At 74.4% G+C, this 21,427-nt stretch carries 21 protein-coding genes; 13 read left to right on the top strand and 8 right to left on the bottom strand.

The annotated features are described in order from the left end of the window. Positions 1 to 16 precede the first annotated feature (16 nt). Positions 17 to 1,174: an LLM class flavin-dependent oxidoreductase gene (locus EV188_RS07195; protein ID WP_133825593.1), complete on the bottom strand. Its 1,158-nt coding sequence runs from the start codon at positions 1,172 to 1,174 to the stop codon at positions 17 to 19. A gap of 1 nt (position 1,175) precedes the next feature. Beyond that, positions 1,176 to 1,973: an alpha/beta fold hydrolase gene (locus EV188_RS07190; RefSeq protein WP_133825592.1), complete on the bottom strand. Its 798-nt coding sequence runs from the start codon at positions 1,971 to 1,973 to the stop codon at positions 1,176 to 1,178. Between the two features lie 117 nt (positions 1,974 to 2,090). Here EV188_RS07190 and EV188_RS07185 point away from each other — a divergent pair, with 117 nt between their 5' ends. Continuing rightward, the gene (locus EV188_RS07185) at positions 2,091 to 3,086 is read left to right on the top strand and encodes a helix-turn-helix transcriptional regulator (protein ID WP_133825591.1); all 996 of its coding nucleotides are present in this window, start codon (positions 2,091 to 2,093) and stop codon (positions 3,084 to 3,086) included. Positions 3,087 to 3,135: 49 nt separating this feature from the next. On the opposite strand, the gene EV188_RS07180 is transcribed toward EV188_RS07185, so the two are convergent. The 3 genes from EV188_RS07180 to EV188_RS07170 all read right to left on the bottom strand — a co-directional run bounded on the left by EV188_RS07180 (position 3,136) and on the right by EV188_RS07170 (position 5,943). Further along, on the bottom strand, positions 3,136 to 3,933 hold the full coding sequence (locus EV188_RS07180; protein ID WP_133825590.1) for a methyltransferase domain-containing protein: 798 nt from the start codon (positions 3,931 to 3,933) through the stop codon (positions 3,136 to 3,138). A gap of 53 nt (positions 3,934 to 3,986) precedes the next feature. After that, positions 3,987 to 4,823 carry a DMT family transporter gene (locus EV188_RS07175; protein WP_133825589.1) on the bottom strand — a complete coding sequence of 279 codons (837 nt, stop codon included), beginning with the start codon at positions 4,821 to 4,823 and terminating at the stop codon, positions 3,987 to 3,989. 250 nt (positions 4,824 to 5,073) lie between these two features. Then, a complete protein-coding gene (locus EV188_RS07170; RefSeq protein ID WP_133825588.1) occupies positions 5,074 to 5,943 on the bottom strand; it encodes an aldo/keto reductase in 870 nt (289 codons plus the stop codon). 59 nt (positions 5,944 to 6,002) lie between these two features. On the opposite strand from EV188_RS07170, the gene EV188_RS07165 reads away from it, so the two are divergent. Further along, complete coding sequence (locus EV188_RS07165) at positions 6,003 to 7,898, top strand: DUF222 domain-containing protein (protein ID WP_133825587.1); 1,896 nt, start codon at positions 6,003 to 6,005, stop codon at positions 7,896 to 7,898. 89 nt (positions 7,899 to 7,987) lie between these two features. After that, positions 7,988 to 9,169, top strand: coding sequence for an FAD-dependent monooxygenase (locus tag EV188_RS07160; protein ID WP_166659765.1), 1,182 nt, complete (start codon positions 7,988 to 7,990; stop codon positions 9,167 to 9,169). Positions 9,170 to 9,235: 66 nt separating this feature from the next. Here EV188_RS07160 and EV188_RS07155 read toward each other — a convergent pair whose 3' ends face one another. Further along, entirely contained in the window at positions 9,236 to 10,654 is a 1,419-nt protein-coding gene (locus tag EV188_RS07155; protein ID WP_133825585.1) for an amidohydrolase family protein, read from the bottom strand. Positions 10,655 to 10,879: 225 nt separating this feature from the next. On the opposite strand from EV188_RS07155, the gene EV188_RS07150 reads away from it, so the two are divergent. From EV188_RS07150 to EV188_RS07130, 5 genes are all read left to right on the top strand, one after another. Then, positions 10,880 to 11,686 carry an IclR family transcriptional regulator domain-containing protein gene (locus EV188_RS07150; protein ID WP_133825584.1) on the top strand — a complete coding sequence of 269 codons (807 nt, stop codon included), beginning with the start codon at positions 10,880 to 10,882 and terminating at the stop codon, positions 11,684 to 11,686. A 90-nt stretch (positions 11,687 to 11,776) separates the two neighbouring features. Next, positions 11,777 to 12,937 carry a CaiB/BaiF CoA transferase family protein gene (locus EV188_RS07145; protein ID WP_133825583.1) on the top strand — a complete coding sequence of 387 codons (1,161 nt, stop codon included), beginning with the start codon at positions 11,777 to 11,779 and terminating at the stop codon, positions 12,935 to 12,937. Next, positions 12,930 to 13,730 (top strand): citryl-CoA lyase, encoded by an 801-nt coding sequence (locus EV188_RS07140; protein WP_133825582.1) that lies wholly within the window; start codon positions 12,930 to 12,932, stop codon positions 13,728 to 13,730. The genes EV188_RS07145 and EV188_RS07140 overlap by 8 nt, the downstream gene beginning before the upstream one ends. 20 nt (positions 13,731 to 13,750) lie before the next feature. Further along, positions 13,751 to 14,626, top strand: a complete 876-nt coding sequence (locus EV188_RS07135) for a dioxygenase family protein (protein ID WP_133825581.1) — start codon at positions 13,751 to 13,753, stop codon at positions 14,624 to 14,626. Beyond that, the gene (locus tag EV188_RS07130; RefSeq protein ID WP_133825580.1) at positions 14,623 to 15,684 is read left to right on the top strand and encodes a 5-methyltetrahydropteroyltriglutamate--homocysteine methyltransferase; all 1,062 of its coding nucleotides are present in this window, start codon (positions 14,623 to 14,625) and stop codon (positions 15,682 to 15,684) included. The genes EV188_RS07135 and EV188_RS07130 overlap by 4 nt, the downstream gene beginning before the upstream one ends. A 6-nt stretch (positions 15,685 to 15,690) precedes the next feature. Here the strand turns inward: EV188_RS07130 and EV188_RS07125 are convergent, their stop codons facing one another. Continuing rightward, positions 15,691 to 15,984 (bottom strand): hypothetical protein, encoded by a 294-nt coding sequence (locus EV188_RS07125; RefSeq protein ID WP_133825579.1) that lies wholly within the window; start codon positions 15,982 to 15,984, stop codon positions 15,691 to 15,693. A gap of 148 nt (positions 15,985 to 16,132) precedes the next feature. Here EV188_RS07125 and EV188_RS07120 point away from each other — a divergent pair, with 148 nt between their 5' ends. Genes EV188_RS07120 through EV188_RS07110 form a run of 3 tightly spaced genes read left to right on the top strand, consistent with a single transcriptional unit; the run spans position 16,133 to position 17,574 of the window. Next, positions 16,133 to 16,639: a hypothetical protein gene (locus EV188_RS07120; protein WP_133825578.1), complete on the top strand. Its 507-nt coding sequence runs from the start codon at positions 16,133 to 16,135 to the stop codon at positions 16,637 to 16,639. A gap of 1 nt (position 16,640) precedes the next feature. Beyond that, complete coding sequence (locus EV188_RS07115) at positions 16,641 to 17,252, top strand: hypothetical protein (RefSeq protein ID WP_133825577.1); 612 nt, start codon at positions 16,641 to 16,643, stop codon at positions 17,250 to 17,252. 7 nt (positions 17,253 to 17,259) lie between these two features. After that, positions 17,260 to 17,574, top strand: coding sequence for a hypothetical protein (locus EV188_RS07110; RefSeq protein WP_133825576.1), 315 nt, complete (start codon positions 17,260 to 17,262; stop codon positions 17,572 to 17,574). Here EV188_RS07110 and EV188_RS07105 read toward each other — a convergent pair. Then, positions 17,564 to 18,862: an MFS transporter gene (locus tag EV188_RS07105; RefSeq protein WP_133825575.1), complete on the bottom strand. Its 1,299-nt coding sequence runs from the start codon at positions 18,860 to 18,862 to the stop codon at positions 17,564 to 17,566. The two genes, EV188_RS07110 and EV188_RS07105, sit on opposite strands and share 11 nt — an antisense overlap. Positions 18,863 to 18,960: 98 nt before the next feature. On the opposite strand from EV188_RS07105, the gene EV188_RS07100 reads away from it, so the two are divergent. Then, positions 18,961 to 20,127: a PucR family transcriptional regulator gene (locus EV188_RS07100; RefSeq protein ID WP_133825574.1), complete on the top strand. Its 1,167-nt coding sequence runs from the start codon at positions 18,961 to 18,963 to the stop codon at positions 20,125 to 20,127. Between the two features lie 60 nt (positions 20,128 to 20,187). Further along, positions 20,188 to 21,363: a cytochrome P450 gene (locus EV188_RS07095; RefSeq protein WP_208114055.1), complete on the top strand. Its 1,176-nt coding sequence runs from the start codon at positions 20,188 to 20,190 to the stop codon at positions 21,361 to 21,363. Positions 21,364 to 21,427: the final 64 nt, after the last annotated feature.

Below are 21,427 nucleotides of genomic sequence, written 5' to 3'. Positions count from 1 at the left end.
TGCCGCGTGTAACGGGTCAGGGCGAGGCGGTCACCGGGCTCCTCTTCAGCTCCGGGATGACCTCGGTCGCGAAGATGTCGGTGTTGCGCCGGACCATCTCCGCCGGCATCGCGCCGATCGTCAGCATGGTCATGAGCTGCCCGAACCCGAGCTCGTCGCGCAGCTCGCCGAGCCGGTTGCGGACCTGCTCCGGGCCGCCGACGACGACGTAGCCGAGGTCGAGCAGCTCCTCGTAGGACAGCTCGGGGAAGGCCTTCATGTTCGCCTTGAGCAGTCCCTTCATGGCCGCGGGGCTCATGTAGCCGGGCGGGAAGACGATCTCCAGGCCCTGGCGCAGCCCGCGGTGGAAGAGCCACTCGACGTACGGGCGCGCCTCGCGGTGCGCCGACGCGTCGTCCTCGCCGACGAAGACCGGCAGCGCCATCCCGATCTTCTCGGGCTCCGGGACGTAGCCGAGGTCCGCGGCCGCGGCGCGGTAGCCGTCGAACCACGTCTTCACGACGCGGGTCGGCGCGTAGACCGAGACGTAGGTGTAGTGGTTCTCGGCCACCCACCGCATCGTCTCCGGGCTGCCGGCGCCGGGCACCGCGATCGGCGGGTGCGGCTGCTGCAGTGGGCGGGGCCAGATGTTGACGTAGCGGTACTCGTAGTGCTCGCCGTACCAGCTGAACGGCCCCGGCTCGGTCCACGCCTTCTTGATCAGGTCGTGGGCCTCGTTGAAGCGCGACCGCGAGTCGGCGGGGTTGATGCTGTGGCCGAAGTGCTCCCAGCCGATGCCACGCACGAACCCCGAGAGCAGCCGGCCCTTCGTGAGGTGGTCCAGCATCGCGATCTCCTCGGCCACCCGCAGCGGGTTGCCGCGCAGCGGGATCGCGTTGCCGAGCACCATGATCGTCGCCTGGCTCGTCCGGCGGGCCAGCGCCGCGGCCATGATGTTGGGCGAGGGCATCGTCCCGTAGGCCGACTGGTGGTGCTCGTTGACGACGATCCCGTCGAAGCCGACCGTCTCCGCGTACTCGAGCTCGTCGAGGTAGCGGTGGTAGAGGTCCACGCCGATCGCCGGGTCGAAGTGGGCGTTCGAGAACGTCAGCGACGGCGAGGGGTACTTCTCGACGTCGTCGAAGTCGTCGGGCAGGTACGGGTAGGGCATCAGGTGGAAGAAGTTGACCTTCATCTCAGCTCCCCAGGTGCTCGAGGACGGCGGCGGTGACCTCGGCCGGCTTCTCGCCGTGCATGGCGTGCCCGCAGTCGGGGACGACCCGCAGCCGCGCGTCCGGGATGGCGGCGGCGTAGCGCTCGGCGTGCACGCGCGGGACCAGCCGGTCCTCGCCGGCGGCGAGCACCAGGGTCGGCGCGGTGATGCGGTGCAGGCGGCGCTCGAGCTTCGGGTCGTTGAGGAACGGGTGCCAGCCGAAGCGGGCCAGGGCGCCGAGGTCGCGGTAGGTGGCGAGGATCTGGTCGGCGGTCGGCTCGGCCGCGAGCGCCGCCGACACCAGGGCGTCGTCGTGGAAGAGCGCGCGCATCAGCTGCGGCGGGTTCATGAGGAAGAGGTCCGCGATCGGCGCCTCGGGGACGCGCAGGCCGACCGCGGCCCCGAGGACGAGGCGGCGCACGCGCTCGGGGGAGTGCATGGCGAGCTCCGCGGCGACCCAGCCGCCGAAGGAGACGCCGACGACGTCGACCTGCGCGAGGCCGAGGCCGTCGAGCAGGTCGAGGTAGTGGTAGACGAGGTCGTCGACGGTGTGCAGCTCGGGGAGGTCGTCCGAGAGGCCGAAGCCGGGGTGGTCGGGCGCGATGAGATCGGCGGTGCCGGTGAGCCCGAGCTGCAGCGGGCCCCACTCGTTCGCGCCGCCCGCGGAGTGCAAGAGCAGCACCGGGCGGCCCTGCCCGGCGCGGCGGTAGGCGATCTCGCCGCTGCCCGCCGCACGCCGCTGGACCGGCGGGGTGGCCGGGTCGACGTCGGTGACGGTCATGGGTCCTCCTGTCAGGATGTGACTGCGGACACTAGGAAGTGCGCCGCGCTCGGCACGATCCGGTGACCGCCGCCGTCGGCCGGTTCCTGCAGGGGATCTCGTGCGAGGAGGACGTCGATGTCGCTCGCGTTCACCGAGGACCTGGCGCGTCCCGAGCTCGGCGCCGCCACGGTCGACATCCGCACCTCGCGGCCGGCGCTGGCGCGCTCGCGGACGATCGAGTTCCTCGGGTGCGGGCACGCGATGACCGTCGACGACGACGTCGAGGACTTCGACGCCGCGGTGTCCTGGCGCCGCCTCGGCGGGGTCGGGGTGCTGCGCTCGCGCTACCGGTCGCCCGTCACGGTGACCTGCACGCCGCCGATCCCGTGGGTGACCATCAGCTTCGTCCCGCGGGGGGCGGTGTCGTTCGCCGCGTCCGGGCACAGCGTCGTCGGCGACCGGACGCGTGGGGTCGTCCTCGACTACGCCGACCGCGTCGACATGCGCTGGGGCCCCGGCACCGAGCAGTTCATGGTCGCGATCGAGCGCGAGCGGCTCGAGCGCGGGCTCCGGGCGCTGGTCGAGGACGTCCCCGACGCGCCGCTGGCGTTCGAGCCGGGGCTGGACGTCGACGGCACCGGGGCGGCCGTGGTCGGGGCGGTGGCGAGCCTGCGGGCGCTGCTCGCGCACTCGCCGGGGCAGGTCCCGGCCGTGCTGTCCGGCGAGGTGGAGCACGCCGTGGTGACCGCGCTGCTGCTGGGCACGCGCCACAACCACCGGGACCGGATCTTCCGGCGGTCGCCGCCCGCGCCGCGGCGCGTGCTGCGCCGGGTGCTCGACCTCGTCGAGTCCGCGCACGACAGCACGCTCACCGTCGCCGACCTCGCCGCCTGCGCGGGCACCAGCGAGCGGGCGCTGTACGCGGCCTTCCGCCGCGAGCTGGGCACCACGCCCATGGCCTACCTGCGGGACCGGCGACTCGAGGCCGCGCGGGAGGAGCTGCGCGCCGCGGAGCCGGGCGACGGCGTGGCCGCGATCGCCATGCGGCACGGGTTCTCGCACCTGGGGCGCTTCGCCGCCGCGTACCGGCGGCGGTTCGGGGAGGCGCCGTCGTCGACTCTCCGTCGTTGATCCGCCGAAGCGACGGCCCGCGGTGCTCCTGCGTCGCTCCGCGGGCAGGTCACCGGCGGGGGGCGACGCTGATCAGCACCTCGCCGTGGGGGATGCTGAACCAGCCGTCGGGGTGGGCGGCCCAGGCGCGCCAGGCGTCGGCGATGTCGTCGAGCTCGGCGCGGGTCGCGAAGCCGCCGTCGACGGCGCGCTCGGCGATCGTGGACGCGACGATCCGCTCGGCCCACTGCCCGCCCCACCAGGCCCGTTCGTCCGGGGTCGCGAACGACCAGATCGACGCGCTCGGGGTCACGTCCGTCGCGCCGGCGGCGTGCGCCCAGGCCATGAGGCGCCGGCCCGCGTCGGGCTCGGTGCCGTGGGCGTGCGCGACGCCCCGGTAGATCGCCAGCCAGCGGTCGAGGCGCGGGTCGTGGGGCCACATCGCGATGGCGGCGTAGTCGCACTCGCGGGCGGCGACGATCCCTCCCGGGCGGGTCACGCGGAGCATCTCGCGCAGCGCCGCGACGGGGTCGGTGAGGTGGAGCAGGACCTGGTGGGCGTGGACGACGTCGAAGGGTCCGTCGGGGAGGTCGTCGGCGTCGCCGGTCACGAAGCGGACGTTGTCGACGCCCTCGGCGTTCGCCCGGGCCGTGGCCAGCGTCGGCTCGTCGGGGTCGAGGCCTGTCACGTCGCCGGGAGCCACCCGTCGGGCCAGGTCAACGGTGATCGTCCCCGGTCCGCAGCCGACGTCGAGCACGCGCGCCCCGGCCGTGAGGTGCGGCGCGAGGTGGGCGGCCGAGTTGTCGACCGTCCGCCAGGTCTGCGACGCCAGCACGCTCGCGGCGTGCCCTTGGCTGTAGGCCGTCATGCTCGTCTCACAATCTGGGATGCGATCTCATATTTCGGATGACCTTACGCCGCTCAGGAGACGTCGACCAGCACGATCCCGACCAGCACCACCGCCGCCGAGATCGCCCGCCCGCGGCCGAAGCGCTCGCCGAGGAAGACGGAGCCGATCAGCGCGCCGATGACGATGCTGGTCTCGCGCAGGGCGGCGATCGCGGCCGTGGCCCCGCTGGTCTGCGCGACGAGCACCAGCCCGTACGCGGCGAGGGAGACGACGCCGCCGGCGAGGCCGGCGAGGACGACTCCCCGGCTCAGGGTGCGCAGCCGTCGCCCCCGTCGAACCAGCGCGATCACCGGCATCACCGGACCCTGGAGCAGGAACATCCACGCCGCGTAGACGGCCACCGGGGTCGTGCTCACGGCCGTCGCGTCGACGACCGTGTAGGCGGCGATGCTGATGCCCGTCGCCAGCGCGGCGCCCAGGGCCGGCAGCGTCGCCCGGGTGATCCGGCCGCCGTCGAGGGCGAGGCTGAGCAGGCCGAGCGAGATGACGCCGATCCCGACGAGCTGGAGCGTCGGCATCTGTTGGCCGCGCGCGATCTCGATCACCGCGACCACCCACGGCGCCGACCCGCGCGCCACCGGGTAGACCTGGCTGAACTCGCCGAGCTCGTAGCTCCACCAGAGCAGCAGCGTGTAGACGACGTGGATCGCCGCCGAGGTGAGGATCGCGGGCCAGGCATCTGTCGGCGGCGGGCCGAGCGCCAGGGCGGTGCCCCCGCCGATCACGACGTACGTGGTGCCGAGCAGGGCGAACCCCACGAGACGGTCGGGCACGCCGTGGGCGACGGCGTTCCACGTCGCGTGCAGGACCGCGGCGAGGAGGACGAGGGCCGTGACTGCGGTGGTCACCGGAGAGGCTCCCTGGGGTCGCTGCCCGTCCGGGAACGGGCACGTCGAACAGGAGCCCTCGGGGCTTCTCTCCCGTCAGGTGTCGACCGGCCCGGACCGTGGGTCGGGGGCGGCCGTGGCGCCGCTCGGTCCAGTCCCCGGCCATCCCTGGTTGTGGGCTGGATGACGGGCGGCGGGCGGAACCCTAGGCGCAACCACGTGCTGGCCGGACCCTAACTCCGATTCGCGCGAGCCGCTCGGGGCTCGGCGGTCACCGCGGCGCGGTGCGGAGCCTCGCCACGGACAGCGCCCGCAGCTCGTCGTCGGTCAACCGGATCGAGGCGGCCTCGATGTTCGTGCGCAGGTGGCCGAGGCTGGTGGTGCCGGGCAGCGGCAGCACCGGCCGGTCGGGCCGGCTCTGGTGATGGACCCAGGCGAGCGCGACCTGGGCCGGTGTGACGCCGAGCCGGGCCGCCGGTCCCGCCAGGGCCGCACGGAGCGGGGCGGGCGCGGTGTCGCCCGAGAGCTGACCGTGGCCCAGCGGCGAGTGCGCCACGAGGACGATGTCCAGGTCGGCGACGGCCGGCAGGAACTCCTCGGCGGCATCGGCCGCGAGCGACCACTGCTCCTGCAGGGCGCTCACCGGGTGGACGGCGTGAGCGCGGCGGACGTCCTCGACGGTCACGTTCGACAGGCCGATCTCACGGATCTTGCCGGCGGCGACGAGCTGCGCCATGGCGGTGACGGTCTCCTCGATCGGGGTCTCGTCGCTGCGGTGGTGCAGGTAGTAGACGTCGATGAGGTCGACGCCCAGGCGGGACAGGCTCGCGTCGCAGGAGCGCACCACGCTGGCGCGGTCGGCGTGGACGCTCCAGTCGTCGAACCGGCCCGAGTCGCCCCAGCGCACCCCGAACTTCGAGCAGAGGACCACCTCGTCCCGCCGCCCCGCGACGGCGCGCCCGACCAGGTCCTCGTTCCCGTACATCTCGGCGGTGTCGAGCACGGTCACGCCGTGGTCGAGGGCGGCGTGCACGACCGCGACGGGATCGGCTCCGGCGTCCGCCTCGGGGTGGCCCAGGCGCATCAGGCCGAGGCCCTGTCCGGGCGGCGCCTCGGTGGCGCGGCGCAGCGGCGAGGACATGGATCGACGCTAGTGGCAACCGCCCCCGCGGTGTCGGTGTGACTGGTATCATCGAACACATGTTCGACAGCGGGTGGACGGCGGTGGTCGAGGAGCCACGTCCCTCCGCGTCACCCTGCTGGTCGCAGTGGACGCCGGGCCCGGAGCTGGCGGTCGCGCTGGAGGCGTGCGAGCCGGTCGATGTCGCGGTCGACGAGGGTTACGACGCCGCGGAGCGGCTCGCCGGGTACGAGGCGCTGGCGAACTGGGCGGCCGGGCGGCTCTACCGCGAGACCGCCGAGTACCTGCAGGCGCGCCAGGCCGTCGTTCGTGGTGCCGGGCGCGCGGAGCTGATCTCCGAGTCGGTGGCGATGGAGGTCGCCGCGCTGGGGCGGGTGGCTGCGCGCACCGGTGAGATTCGGGTGTTCCAGGCCGAGATGCTGCTCGACCGGCTGCCACACACGCTGTCGGCGCTGGAGGAGGGGCGGATCTCCCTGGGTCACGCGCGGGTGGTGCTCGAGCAGGTCGAGGGCTGCGATCGGGAGACCGCGCGGCTGGTCGACGCCGAGCTGTGGTTGCGGACCCCGCGGGATCGCACGCCCACCCAGCTGCGTGACGTGGTGCGGCGGATCATCACCCGCCTGGCGCCGGACATGATCCGCCGACGCCCCGAGCAGGCGATGACCAAGCGCGGCCTGCGGTACTGGTCGGACGACCACGGCGCCACCGGGGTGCTGCAGCTGCGCCTGCCCGCCGACCAGGCCCGCGGCGTGTACTCGGTGATCGACGCCGTGGCCCGCCGGGCCGGCGACGACCCCGGCGCCCCGCGCGACATGGTCCAGAAGCGCGGTGACACCACCCGCGACCTGGTCCTCGACGGCGCCGCCGCCCACGGCGTCCCCTGCGACCCCGACTGCTGCCCGGACGACGACCACGACGACCCGGTGGGGTCAGCCGGCGAGGCGAACGACGGCGCGGCTGACGACGGCGCGGCTGGCGACGGCGCGACCGGGGACGGAGCGGCCAGCGACAACGCGGCCAACGACGGCAGGACCGGTGACGACGCGACCAGCGACGACGCGACCGGTGACGGCGCGTCCGCTGACGGCGCGACCGGCGACGACGCGACCGGTGACGGCGCGTCCGCTGACGGCGCGACCGGCGACGACGCGACCGCCGACGACCTGACCGGCGACGACCCGACCGGCGACGGCAGGACCGGCGATGGCGCGGCTGGCAGCGACCAGCCGACCGGCGACGGGAGCCCGCCCGACGACAGCGACTCGACCGACGCGCGTGATCCCGTGCGTGGAGTGCGGCGGGGCACGCGGTCGCCGGTGCGCACCGAGGTGCGGGTGACCATCGGGTGGGACGTGCTCGCCGGGCTCTCCGATCGCCCCGGCGAGCTCGAAGGCCACGGCCCGATCCTCGCCGCCATGGCCCGACGCCTCGCCAGCAACCCCGACGCGTGGTGGCGGCGACTGTTCACCGACCCGGTCACCGGCACCGCATCCCACCTCGACGCCCGCCGCTACCGACCACCCGCAGCCATGCAGGACTTCGTGCGCGCCCGCGACATGACCTGCGCTGCCCCCGGCTGCCGGGTGCCCGCGTCACGCTGCGACCTCGACCACGTCGCGCGCTACGAGCACCACCGCCCCGGCGGCGGCACCGGCCCGACCCGCGCCGACAAGCTCAAACCGGCCTGCCGACGACACCACCGCATCAAGACACACGGACAGTGGTCCGCGGCGCTCGAACCCGACCCCGACGGCGGCGCCGCGCCCGTGATCACCTGGACCTCGCCGTCCGGGCACCGCTGGTCGGTGCGCTCACCCGAGCTCGACCCACCCTGGTGGGAACGCGACACCGAACCCGACACCCCCGACCCCGGCTGGCCCCGCGACATCGACTCCTGGCGCCGCCGCGAAGCCCAGCCGCCACCCGGCGACCCGTGGAGGCGACGTGCGGTCTGACCCCGGAGGACACCCGGAGCACGTGATCTCCTTCCCGTTCGCCGGGAGTCGCGCTGCGGACCGGGCTCGCCGCGGGCGACAGTGGCGGGGTGCGGACGGACGTGGTCGTCGTGGGTGCCGGGCCGGCCGGGCTGATCCTCGCGTGGCTGCTGCAGCGGGCCGGTGTCGCGACGACGGTGATCGAGAGCCAGCCGTGCGACGAGCTCGGCAAGCTCCCCAAGGCGGGCATCCTCGAGTACCGCACCGTGCAGCTGCTCACCGCCGAAGGCCTCGGCGGCACCGTCCTGGACTTCGCGGCCGAGAACCACCGCTGCGAGTTCCGGACCGCCGACGAGTCGGTCCTCGTCGACTACGGCGCCCTCACCGGGGGCCGCCCGCACTACGTCTTCCCCCAGCACGACCTCGTCGACCGGGTCGCGACGTCCCTCCTCGACGAGGGCGGCGAGGTGCTCTTCGGCCACCGCGTCACCGGCGTCGAGCAGGACGCGGACGGCGCGACGGTCCACGCCACCGGGCCCGACGGGGCGTGCGTGCTCGAGGCCGAGGTGGTCATCGGGTGCGACGGCGCGGGCAGCGCGGTGGCGCGGTCGCTGGCCGGCGTCGTCACCCAGCACGACCGCCGCCACCCCCAGCGCTTCCTCGTGATCAGCGCCGCGATGCCGCCGCTGGTGGACCACACGATCTACGCCGCCCACCCCCGCGGCTACGCGGCCCACATGCGCCGGCTGCCGGAGGTCACGCGGCTGTACATGGAGGTCCCCGGCGACCAGTCGCCCGCCGACTGGCCCCACGACCGAATCCGCGACGAGGTCGGCAGGCGCCTCGGGGTCGGGTCCGCGCTGGGCGGCGTCGAGCTGCCCGAGGTCGACGTCCTCGACCTGCGGACCCGGGTGACGACGCCGATGCAGCACGGCCGGGTCTTCCTCGTCGGCGACGCCGCGCACCTGATCACGCCGGCGGGCGGGAAGGGCATGAACCTCGCGATCTTCGACGCCGTCGAGCTCGCCCACGGCCTGGTCGAGCGGTTCGGCCCGAAGGGCGACCCCGCCCGCGCCGAGCGCTACGGCGAGACCCGCCTCCCCGCGATCTGGCGCACCCAGGCGTTCTCCGACTGGTTCCTGCGGATCATGACCGCCCCGCCGGGCGCGGGCGACGAGCGCGACGGGTTCGGGCTCGGCCTGCGCGAGGGCTGGGTGTCGTCGCTGCAGCGCGACCCGCTGCTGCGGCGCTGGTTCGCCCACGCCTACGCCGGGGTGGACCCCGAGGAGTGACGCACGGCGGCCCTCGACCCGGAGGACCCGGGTCGAGGGCCGGTGCGCGTCGGCGCCCTCGGGGGATCAGGCGCCGTGCGTCGAGGCCGAGCGGTAGTCGGTGTAGGTGTACGGGTTGTCGAGGACCTTGGTCTCCGGGATGTCCGGGTTCATCCCCTGGCGCCAGGCGTCCTCGCCGAGCTCCGAGCGCAGGTGCTCGACGCTCTGCTCCACCGTGCGCCGCGCCGCGGCCAGGTCGACGCCGACGAGGCGGTGGTCGCGCTTGACGACGCGGCCGTCGACGAGCACGGCCTCGACGTCGCCGCGCTGGGCCTGGAAGGCGACGTGGCCGTGCGGGTGCAGCAGCGGGAACGACACCGGCGAGTGCTCGTTGCGGATCAGCACGAGGTCGGCCTTCTTGCCCACCGCGACGCTGCCGAGGTCGTCCTCGCGCCCGAGGGCCCGGGCGCCGCCGCGGGTCGCCATGTCGACGACGTGCTCGGCGCGCAGGGAGGCGTGGGTGACGGTCTCGCCCTTGGCGTGGGCTTCGAGGTGCTCGCGGGAGCGGTCGGCGCCGAGCGTCGTGCGCATCGCCGAGAACAGGTCGCCGCTCCACCACACCGAGGTGTCCATGGACAGCGACACCGGGATGTCGTGGCTGCGCAGCACCCAGGTGGGCGGGTAGCCCTGGCCGGCGCTCTGCTCGCTCTCGGTGGACGCGGACACTGAGCCGCCCGTGGCCGCGATCCGGTGGTACGAGTCCGCCGACAGCGTCGCGGCGTGCACGTAGATCGACTCGGGACCCATGAAGCCGTTCTCGTGCATGAGGCGGATGCCGTCGTCGTTGGTCGCGCCCCAGACGCCGGCGTGGGTGGTCACCGGCAGGCCCAGGTCGCGGGCCACCTCGAACGCGGGCCTCTCGGGGAACGCCGGGTCGCCGGTGACGTCGAAGGCGAGCTGAAAGCCCTCGACGTCGCCGCGGCGGCGGGTGAGGAAGTCGCGCAGCTCGGGGGTCGCGGTCCAGTTCGCGGGCGCGTCCTGGATGTTGCCGTAGGCGAGCAGGAAGCGGCCCGGGACGGCGGCGAGGGCGTCGACGGCGGCGTCGGCGTGCTCGGTGGTCTGCAGGCCGTGCGACCAGTCGACGCAGGTGGTGACCCCGGCGTCGATCGCCTCGATGGCCGCGAGCAGGTTGCCCGCGTGCACGTCCTGCGGGCGGAAGCGCCGACCCCAGTCGAGGTAGTACCAGACGAAGTACTGCGTGAGCGTCCAGTCGGCGCCGTAGCCGCGCATCGCGGTCTGCCACATGTGCCGGTGGGTGTCGACCATGCCGGGCATGACGATCCCGCCGCGGGCGTCGATCTCGTCGGTGCCGGCGGGGACCTCGAGGTCGACACCGATGGCGGCGATGCGGTCGTCGACGACGAGCACGTCGTGCCCCTCTAGCACGGTGTGGGCGTCGTCGACGGTGATGACCGTGCCCCCGCGCAGGACGACGGGCTGGCTCATGAGGGCGCTCCTCGACGGTGACGAGACGGTGACGAGACGGTGGTCAAGCAACTACGGACAGTTGTCCGACTGACGGTCGGATGACCCGGGTCACTGTTGTGCAGGGATGGTGCAGTTGTCAACGACCGCGCGGGGCCGCCGGAGTGACCGCGGACGGCGCGTGCTGTCCGTCTGGCGGTCGGTGTGGTTACGCTCCCGACCACCGCGCCAGGAGGAGGGACGCCCATGCCGCGAGACGGAGCGGGGCCCGACTTCATCGAGGCCTTGGCCCGCGGGCTCGACGTGCTCACCGCGTTCGGCGCCGAGCGCCCGGTGATGAGCCTCGCCGAGGTCGCCGCGGCGACGGGGCTCGCCCGGCCGACGGCGCGCCGCATCCTGCTCACGCTCGCCGAGCTCGGGTACGTCCGCTCCGGCGAGCGCGGCTTCACCCTGACGCCCCGGGTGCTCGACCTCGGCGTCGCGTACGTCGACGCGATGGGCCTGTGGGACGTGGCCCGCCCGCACCTCGAGCGCCTGGTCGCGCGCACCGGCGAGTCCTGCTCGATCGCGCAGCTCGACGGCTCGGACATCGTCTACGTCGCCCGCGTCGCCGTCCCCAAGATCGTGGCGCTGACCGTGCAGATCGGGACGCGGTTCCCGGCGCTGCCGACGTCGCTGGGCAAGGTCCAGCTCGCCGCCCTCCCGCCCGCCGAGCTGGAGCGGGTGCTCGCCGAGCCGACCCGCTCGGGCCTCACGCCGCGCTGGCGCCCCGACGCGGACGAGCGCGACGCCGTGCTGCGCGAGGTCCGCGCCCGCGGCTGGGCGCTCACCGACGAGCAGCTGGCGCCAGGGATCCGGTCGGTGGCCGCCCCGCTGCGCGACGGCGAGGGCCGGGTGGTCGCCGGCGTGAACGTCAACTGCCACGCCGCCGAGACGTCGGTCGACCACCTCCTCGAGCACCACCTGCCCCTGCTGCTGCAGGCCGCGGGCGACATCTCCGCGGACTTCGCCCGCCGCGAGGCGCTCCCCCGCGTGACGGCGCCCGCCTCGTGATCACGGGTTGACACCGCGCTCGCCGAGGGTTTCGATCGGTTGACGGACGGTTGTCCGTCAGACGGACACATCGGATGGCAAGGAGGCTGGATGGTCGACGACCGCGCCGGTGGTGGCCCGCTCGCCGGGTTGCTGGTGGCCGACTTCTCGCGCGTGCTCGCCGGGCCCTACGCCACGATGCTGCTGGCGGACCTGGGCGCCGAGGTGATCAAGGTCGAGTCGCCGCAGGGCGACGAGACGCGCACCTGGATGCCGCCCACGCGCGGCGAGACATCGACCTACTACCTCGGGATCAACCGCGGCAAGCGCTCCATCGCGCTCGACCTGCGCGACGAGGCCGACATCGCCGTGGCCAAGGAGCTCGCGCGGCGCGCGGACATCCTCATCGAGAACCTGCGCCCCGGCGGCATGGCGAAGTACGGGCTCGACTACGCGTCGGTCTCCGCCGACAACCCCGGCCTCGTCTACGCCTCGATCTCCGGCTTCGGGTCCACCGGCGGCAGCCACGTGCCCGGCTACGACCTCATGGTCCAGGCGGTGTCCGGCCTGATGAGCCTCACCGGCTCCGCCGACGGCCCGCCGTTCCGCGCCGGCATCTCGATCTTCGACGTGATGGCGGGCAAGGACGCGCTGATCGGCATCCTCGCCGCGCTGCGCCACCGCGACGCCACCGGGCGCGGCCAGCACGTCGAGCTGTCGCTGCTCGCGTCGGCGATGTCCGGGATGGTCAACCAGAGCTCGGCGTACGCCGCCGGCGGCGTCGTCCCGACCCGCATGGGCAACGCCCACCCCAGCGTCGTGCCCTACGAGCCGCTCCCCACCGCCGACAACGATCTCATCGTCGCGGCCGCCAACGACGGCCAGTTCCGCAAGCTGTGCGGGGTCCTCGGCATGCCCGAGCTGGCCGACGACCCCCGCTTCGTGCGCAACGCCGACCGCACCGAGCACCGCGAGGAGCTCAAGCCGATCCTCATCGAGGCGCTCTCGAGCAAGGGTGCCGACGAGTGGTTCGACCTCCTCGTCGCCGCGGGCGTCCCGGCCGGGCCGATCAACAGCATCGCCGGCGGCTTCGCCATCGCCGAGCGCTTCGGTCTCGACCCGGTGGTCCCGGTCGGCGAGGGCGACCGCGAGGTGCCGACCACCCGCAACCCGATCCGCTTCTCCGACACCCCGGTGACCTACGAGCTGCCGCCGCCCGAGCTCGACGAGCACGGGGCCGAGCTGCGGAAGTGGCTGGGATCCGATGCCTGAGTACCCCACCGCCCTCGGTGCGGCGTCCAAGGACGAGATCACCCTGCTCGGCCACAGCCTGGCGAACGACGTCATGGGCGAGGTCGGGTTCGGCGAGCTGGCGTTCTGGCTCGCCACGCAGCGCCGGCCGACGCCGGGGGAGACCCGGGTGTTCGAGGCCGTCCTCGCCGCGCTGGCCGACCACGGCTACACGCCGACCGCGATCATCAGCCGGCTGAGCTACCTCTCGGCGCCCGACTCCGTGCAGGGCGCGCTCGCCGCGGGCCTGCTCGCCGGCGGGTCGCGGTTCCTCGGCGTCACCGAGGACTGCGGGCGCTTCCTGCACGACGTGCTGGTCGCTCAGGAGCAGCTGCCCACCGACGACGCCGGGTGGGACGACCTCGCCCGCGCGACCGTCCAGACGCAGCGCGAGGCGAAGAAGTTCGTCCCGGGCCTGGGCCACCACGTCCACAAGGACGGCGACCCGCGCACGCCGCGGCTCATGGCGATCGCCGCCGAGGAGGGGGTCACGGGCCCGCACCTCGCGCTCTTCGCCGCGATCGGGCGGGTGCACCCCGAGATCCTCGGGAAGACGCTGCCCCTCAACGGCGCCGGCGTCTGCGGGGCGGCGCTGGCCGACCTCGGGCTGCCGCTCGAGCTGCTGCGCGCGTTCGCGCTGCTCGCCCGCACCGCGGGGCTGATCGGCCAGCTCGCCGAGGAGCTGCGCCACCCCGTCGCGAACGACATCTTCCTGTCGGTGGACCTGAACAACCGGCCGGTCGATCCTGATCCGTACGTCCCGGAAAGCTTCTAGTCACCACTGGAGGGGTCGCGATGGCGCACCCGGTCACCCCCACCGTCGTCACCGAGGACACGATCACCGATGTCGCGGCCGAACGTTGGGGCACGGCGCACGACCCGCGCACCGCGGAGCTGCTGACGGCGCTCGTCCGCCACCTGCACGCCTTCGCGCGCGAGACCCGTCTGTCCGAGGCGGAGTGGATGGCCGCGATCCGCTGGCTCACCGAGGTCGGCCAGATCAGCGACGAGAAGCGCGAGGAGTTCATCCTCACCTCCGACGTGCTGGGCCTGTCGATGCTGGTCGTGCAGCAGAACCACCGGTTCGCCGAGGGCGCGACGCCGGCGACGGTGCTCGGCCCCTTCCACATCGAGGGCTCGCCGGAGCTCGGGTACGGCGCGGACATGTCCGAGGGGCTGCCGGGCACGCCGCTCTACGTCCACGGCACCGTCCGCGCGCTCGACGGGGCGCCGATCCCCGGCGCGGTGCTCGACGTCTGGCAGGCGGACTCCGACGGCGCCTACGAGTCCCAGCTCGACGTCGACGAGGCCCGCCTGCGGGGCAAGTACACGACGCGCGAGGACGGCGCGTACTGCGTGCGCACCATCGCGCCGCTCGGCTACGCCATCCCCATGGACGGGCCCGTCGGCCGCCTCATCCGCCAGACGGAGATCAGCCACTTCCGCCCGGCCCACGTGCATTTCCTGCTCAACGTGCCGGGGTACGAGCCGCTGATCACCCACCTGTTCCGCGAGGGCGCGGAGTACCTCGACAGCGACGTCGTGTTCGGCGTCAAGCGCGAGCTGGTGGTGACCTTCGCCGAGCGGGAGCCGGGCCCGACGCCCGACGGCGGCCACAGTGACGTCCCGTGGTGCGAGGCCGCCTACGACTTCGTGCTGCAGCCCGCATGAGCGCGCCGATCCTGCCGACCTCGCTCGTCGGGAGCTACGCCCAGCCGGACTGGCTCATCGACCGCGCCCGGCTCGCCGACCGGTTCCCGCCGCGGGTGCGCGCGAAGGAGCTGTGGCGGGTGGCGCCGGAGCTCCTCGAGCAGGCCCAGGACGACGCGACGCTGCTCGCGGTCCGCGCGCAGGAGCGGGCGGGGCTCGACATCCTCACCGACGGCGAGATCCGCCGGGAGAGCTACTCGAACCACTTCGCCACCGCGCTCGAGGGCGTCGACGTCGACAACCCCGGCACGGCGCTGGACCGCAGCGGGCACCCCAACCCGGTCCCGCGGATCACCGGGCCGATCAGCAGGCCGGCGCCGGTGCAGGTCGACGACCTGCACTTCCTGCGCGCGGCGACCGACCACCCGATCAAGATCACCGTGCCCGGCCCGTTCACGATGTCCCAGCAGGCCCAGGACGACCACTACGGCGACCCGGGCGCGGCGGCGATGGCGTACGCGGCGGCGGTCAACGCCGAGGTCCGCGACCTGTTCGCGGCCGGCGCGGACGTCGTGCAGATCGACGAGCCCTACATGCAGGCCCGGCCCGACGCCGCCCGCGCCTACGGGCTCGAGGCGCTCAACGCCGCGCTCGACGGGGTCAGCGGCACCACCGCGGTGCACATCTGCTTCGGCTACGCGGCGATCATCCACGAGCGCCCCGAGGGCTACTCGTTCCTCCCGGAGCTCGCGGGTTCGCCCGTCAAGCAGATCTCCATCGAGACCGCGCAGTCCGGCCTCGACCTCGGCGTGCTCAGTGACCTCACCGACAAGACCATCATCCTCGGCGTGCTCGACCTGTCAGACCCGGCGGTCGAGAGCCCGGGTGTCGTGGCCGGCCGGGCGCGGCGGGCGTTCGAGCGCATCCCACCCGAGCAGCTCGTGCTGGCCCCCGACTGCGGCCTCAAGTACCTGCCGCGGGAGTCGGCGTTCGGGAAGATGCGCTCGCTGGCCGACGCCGCGAAGCGCCTGCGCGCGGAGCTCCGCTCGGGCGGGGAGGGCGTCCCGACGCCGCAGTAGGGCTGCTCAGGCCTCCGTCATCGCGTCGCCGAGGTCGCGCACCGTCCTGCTGGAGCGGTCGGCGGCCAGCACGTGCCCGCCGGCGATGACGAGCGCGATCGGCCACTCGAGCAGGTCGAGCGCCGTCAGCCCGGCGATGCCGCCGACGTAGGCGAGCTCCGCCCTCGACAGCTCGATCGTGCCCAGCCACGTGATCGGCAGGCTGACGCCGTCCGGTCCGCTCGACCGGACGCGCTCCGGGGTGGGCCGGCCGGCGTCGGTCGGGGGCAGGGCGGGCGTCGTCGTCATCGTCGCGGTCATCGAGGAGCGTGCCCGATCCGCCGTCTCCCGACGCGGGCGAGGGGCACGGGCCGCCGCACGGGCGAGGACGCGCGGCCACGTGGGTGATCGGCGACCGGGCGGATCGGGTACCAGCGCGCCCGGAGAGCCGTTCGAGCAGGAGGAGTCCATGGCCGATCCGGGCGAGTCCACGAAGGCGACACGCGCCCGCCAGCGTGTGGCCGGAGCCGTCAAGCAGGCGGCCGGCGCGATCACCGACAACCAGGACCTGCGGGCCGAGGGCGAGCTGCAGCAGGAGACGGCCGACGCGGCCAAGGAGGCGAAGCGCGCCGACGAGTTCGCGGCGCAGAAGCGCGAGGAGGCCGAGGCGCGGGCCGCGGAGGAGGAGCTCCGGGTCGAGCGGGAGCGGCTGGCCGCCGAGGACGCCACCGCCGCGCGCGAGGAGCGCGCCGAGCGCGACCGGCGGGCCGAGCAGCAGCAGGCGGCGCAGGACACGGCGGCCCGCCGGCAGGCCACCGAGCAGGTGACGCAGGCGCGCGAGCAGGAGCTGCGCCGCGACGAGGTGGACGCCGCGCGCGAGCGTGCCGCCGCCGAGGCGCGCGCCCGGGACGAGGAGGTGCGCGCCGAGCAGGCCCGGCGCGACGCCCGCGCGATCGAGAACGTGGAGGAGAGCTGACATGGCGCCGTTGGCAGGAGTGCCCCGGACGGTCGTCTCGCTGGGGTTCGGCGTGGCCCGGGTCCCCGTCGACCTGCTCGCGCAGGTGACCGGCAACGGCGGCAACCGCGAGTGGGGGCCGACCCTGGCGTTCGACAGCGTCGAGGCGACGGTGCGCGGCGTCCTCGGCTCGGTGCTGGGCGACCCGGAGCTCGCCGCGCAGGGCCACCTGAAGGACGCCCGGGTCGAGCGCCGCAGCGAGGCCGCGGAGCGCGAGCAGGCCGCGGACGCCCGCCGCGAGGTGGCCGACGACCGGCTCCAGCAGCGCCGCGAGCGCGACCAGCAGCAGCGCCGGCAGGCCCGCGAGCAGTCCGCCGAGCAGAAGAAGCGCCTCGAGGAGGAGCGGCGGCAGCGGGAGCAGAAGGCCGAGGAGCGCGAGCGGCAGCGCAAGGAGCAGGCGGCGCGCGACGAGGCGACGGCGCACGAGAAGATCGACGAGCACGCCCGGGAGGCGCGGCGGACCCGCGTCGCCGAGGAGTCCGAGGCGGTGAAGGCCGAGCGCGAGGCCGCCGAGAAGAAGGCCGAGGCCCTGGAGCTGGCCGAGGCCGCGGACGAGGCCAGGCAGCGGCGCTGACGAGGTCGTGACCGACCGCGAGGCACTGCTGCGCCGCTACCGGGACCTCGTCGACCACGAGCTCCCGGCGGCGGCCGCGCGCGACCGGTGGGTGATCCGCAACGACCACTGCTTCGGTCGCGTGCTCCTCGACGACGCGGTGGGGGCGTGCTGGTACGACGTGCTCGACCGGCGGGCCGGCGCCGCGTACCGGCAGCTCGACGACGACCGCCTCGCCCACGCCGTCGCCCGCGGGGAGCGGATGCTCGCCGAGGGCGACCCGCTCGTCCGCGAGCTCGACGCGCGCTCCCTCGCGTGGCGGGGCAAGCCCGCTAAGTCGTGACGCGGTCGCGCGGCTTGTGCGTCTCGTGCAGCAGCCAGGCCGAGACCGCGGTGATCACGCCCATGGCCAGCAGGTACAGCGAGACGGACGCCGACGTGCCGGTCGCCTGGTACAGCGCGGCGGCGATCAGCGGGGCGAGCCCGCCGCCGAGCACCGCGCCGATCTGGTAGCCCAGCGAGGCGCCCGAGTAGCGCACCTCGGCGCTGAACAGCTCCGCGAAGAACGCCGCCTGCGGCCCGTACATGGCGGAGTTGGCGATGCCGCCGAGCAGCAGGCCCAGGAAGATCAGGAACGTCGATCTCGTGTCGATCAGCCAGAACACCGGGAACGCGGCGAGGATCGTGCCGATCGCGCCCGCCAGGTAGACGGGCCGTCGGCCGACCCGGTCGGAGAGCAGCGCGAACGCCGGGATCAGCGCGAGGTTGACCGCGCTCGACCCGAGGATGCCGATGAGCATCGTCGACTCGGGCAGCTTCAGCACCTTGGTGCCGTAGGACAGCGCGTAGACGATGTAGACGTAGAACCCGCCGTTGACCGCGATGAACGAGCCGGCGGCCAGCAGCACCTGCCGCGGGTGCGAGCGGAGCACCTCGATGATCGGTGAGCGCTTCTTCCCGGCGTCCTTCGCCGCGATCTCCTTGAACGCCGGCGTGTCCTCCAGGCGCAGCTGCGCGTAGAGCGCGACGCCGATGAGCAGCACCGAGAGCAGGAACGGCACCCGCCAGCCCCAGCTCTCGAAGGCCTCCTCGCCTAGCCCGGCCTCGAGCGCCAGGAAGATGCCGTTCGAGAGGATCACGGCGACGGGGACGCCGAGCTGGGGGAAGCTGCCGTAGAAGCCCTTACGGTCCGGCGGGGCGTACTCGGTGGCGATGAGGACCGCGCCGCCCCACTGCCCGCCGACGGCCAGCCCCTGCAGGATGCGCAGCACGAACAGCAGGATCGGCGCCGCGACGCCGATCGTCGCGTAGCTCGGCAGCAGGCCCACGAGCGTCGTCGACGCCCCCATGAGGAACAGCGCCGAGACCAGCGCCTTCTTGCGTCCGATCCGGTCGCCGAAGTGGCCCCAGATGATGCCGCCGACCGGCCGGGCGATGAACCCGACCGCGAACGAGCTGAACGCCGCGAGCGTCCCGACGAACGGGTCGACGCTCGGGAAGAAGGCGGTGTTGAGGACCAGCGCCGCGGCGGTCCCGTAGATGAAGAAGTCGTACCACTCGATCGTCGAGCCCAGGAGGCTCACGAGCGAGGTCCGCCGGACCTCGCTCCGGTCCGCACCCACTCCGGTCATGGCGATCGAGCCTCGTCCGGCGATGTCGCGGGCGGTATGGGCGCCGAGCACAGGATGTGACGTGGACCCCACAGCGCCGCGCACGGCATGCTGCGCCGATGGTGGCGCCCGCCGGGACGGCCCGGGACTCGCTGACGGTGCTGTGCCGGGCGCTGCTCGAGGAGGTCGACGAGCTCGCCGACCGCCTCACGGCGCAGATCCTCGAGCGCGAGGACGTGTACGGGGTGCTCGGCGTCCCGGTGCACGACGACCTGCGCACGACGTGCCGGGCGAGCCTGGAGCGGCTGCTCACCCAGCTCGCCGGTGACCTCCCGCCCGCCGTCGACGCGGGCGCGCTCACCGTCGACACCGGGCGGCGCCGCGCGCGCCAGGGCGTCCCGCTCGAGGTCGTGCTGCGCGCCTACCGCCAGTGCGGCCGGCTGGTGTGGGAGCGGATGCGCGCGGTGTCGCGCGAGCGGTTCGCGGGCGTGCACGACGGCGCGCTGCTGGTCGTCGCCGACGACGTGTGGCGCATCCTCGACGCGAGCTCCGACCGCCTCGTCGACGCCTACCGCCGCGAGGAGACCCGCCTGCGCGGGGTCGAGATCGGCCGGCGCTGGGCGGTGCTCGAGGGCCTGCTCGCCGGGCGCGGCCACGAGCCCGCGTTCGCGCTCGACGCCGCCCGCCTGCTCGACGTCGACCCGGAGGTGCCGGTGCTCTGCGTCGTGGCGCCGGCGGACGAGGACGACCCCGCCGAGGTGCTCCCCGGCTCGTTCTGGCACGTTCGCTCGGCGGAGATCGTCGGCGTGGTGGTCGGCGGCCGGGTCGGCGAGGTGGTCGCGGCGCTGCGGGCGCGCGCCACCGGGCCGGTCGGCGTCTCGCCGCCCGTCGACGGCCTCGGCCAGCTTGACGTCGCCTACCGGTGGGCGCGCCTGGCCGCGCGGACGCTCCCGGCGGGCGTCGGCGCCGTCGCCGACCTGGACGACCGCCTGCCCGAGGCCCTGCTCGCCGAGGCCGCCGACCTCGTGCCGCGCCTGCGCCGGGCCGCGCTCGGCGACCTGCTCGACCTGCCCGCCGCGGAGCGCGGCACGCTGCTGGCGACCCTGCGCGCCGTGCTCGACGCCGACGGGTCGCCGTCGCACGCCGCGACCGCGCTCTACTGCCACCGCAACACCGTGATGTACCGGCTCGCGCGGCTGGAGACGCTCACCGGCCGCCGGCTCGCCGACGCCCGCGACCGCCTGCTGCTCGGCCTCGCGCTCGTCGCCGCGGAGGACGACGGGTAGGTCTCCCGGCATCCGGGGATCGGGCTGCGGCGCGGGGCGACGGGGTGGTCGGATGGCCCCGTGGAGCTCGACGTCGACCCGTTCGCCCTCGACGTCCTCGCCGACCCGGTCCCCGCCGACACCGCGATCCGCGAGGCCGGGCCCGTGGTGTGGCTGCCCGCGCACGGGGTGTGGGCCGCCGGGCGCCACGACGAGGTGTCGGCGGTCTTCCGGGACTGGGGCACGTGGTCGTCGGCGGCCGGCACGGGGCTCGCCGACATCCGGCGCGGCGAGGGCTGGCGCCCGCCGAGCGTGCTGCTCGACGCCGACCCGCCCGCGCACACCGCCGCCCGCCGGGTGATGAACCGGGTGCTCTCGCCGCGGGCGCTGGCGGACCTGGCGGCGCGGTTCGCGACGGTGGCCGCCGAGGTGGTCGACGACGCGGTCACCGCGCAGGAGGTCGACGCCGCCGTCGCCCTCGCCGAGCGCTTCCCGATGACCGTGCTGCCCGACGCGGTCGGCATGGCGCCCGAGGGCCGCGAGCACCTCCTGCCCTACGCGGCGCTGAACTTCGAGTCGATGGGGCCGCACAACTCCCTGCGCGCCGAGGCCGAGCGACGGGCGGGCGGGGCGCGCGAGTACGTGACCTGGCAGGTCCGCCGCGAGGCGCTCGCCGACGACGGGATCGGCGCCGCGGTCTACGCCTACGCCGAGGCCGGCGACATCGGGGCCGACGACGCCGCGCTGCTCGTGCGCTCGTTCCTGTCCGCCGGGATCGACACGACGATCCTCGCGCTGGGCTCGGTGGTGCACGAGCTCGCGCGCCGCCCCGGGCAGTGGGCGGCGCTGCACGCCGACCCCGGCCTCGCTCGGGCGGCGTTCGAGGAGGGCCTGCGCTTCCACACCCCGAGCCCGGTGATCGGGCGGACGGCGACGCGCGAGGTGACGGTCGGCGACACCACGGTCGCCCCCGACCAGAAGCTGCTCATGATGCTCGGTGCCGCCAACCGCGACCCGCGCCGCTGGGACGATCCGGACGCGTTCGACCTGCACCGGCGCACCGCGGGCCACACGTCGTTCGGCGCCGGCGTGCACAACTGCGTCGGCCAGGTGATCGCGCGGATGGAGGCCGAGGCGCTCCTGGGTGCGCTCGCCCGCCGGGTCGCGCGGCTGGAGCCGGCGGGGGAGTCGGCGCCGCGCCTGTCGAACTGGCTGCGCGGCTTCGCGTCGGTCCCCGTCCGTCTCGTCCCCGCCTGAGGGAATCCTTCCGGCATCCGGAAACCGCCGTGGGCACGTCCCGTGACGGACCGCACACTCTCCC

The sequence above is a fragment of the Actinomycetospora succinea genome (genome assembly GCF_004363095.1).
Classification (GTDB): Bacteria; Actinomycetota; Actinomycetes; order Mycobacteriales; family Pseudonocardiaceae; genus Actinomycetospora; species Actinomycetospora succinea.
The sequence above is the reverse complement of the archived record's forward strand: the minus strand, read 5'-3'. Positions and strand labels throughout refer to the sequence as shown.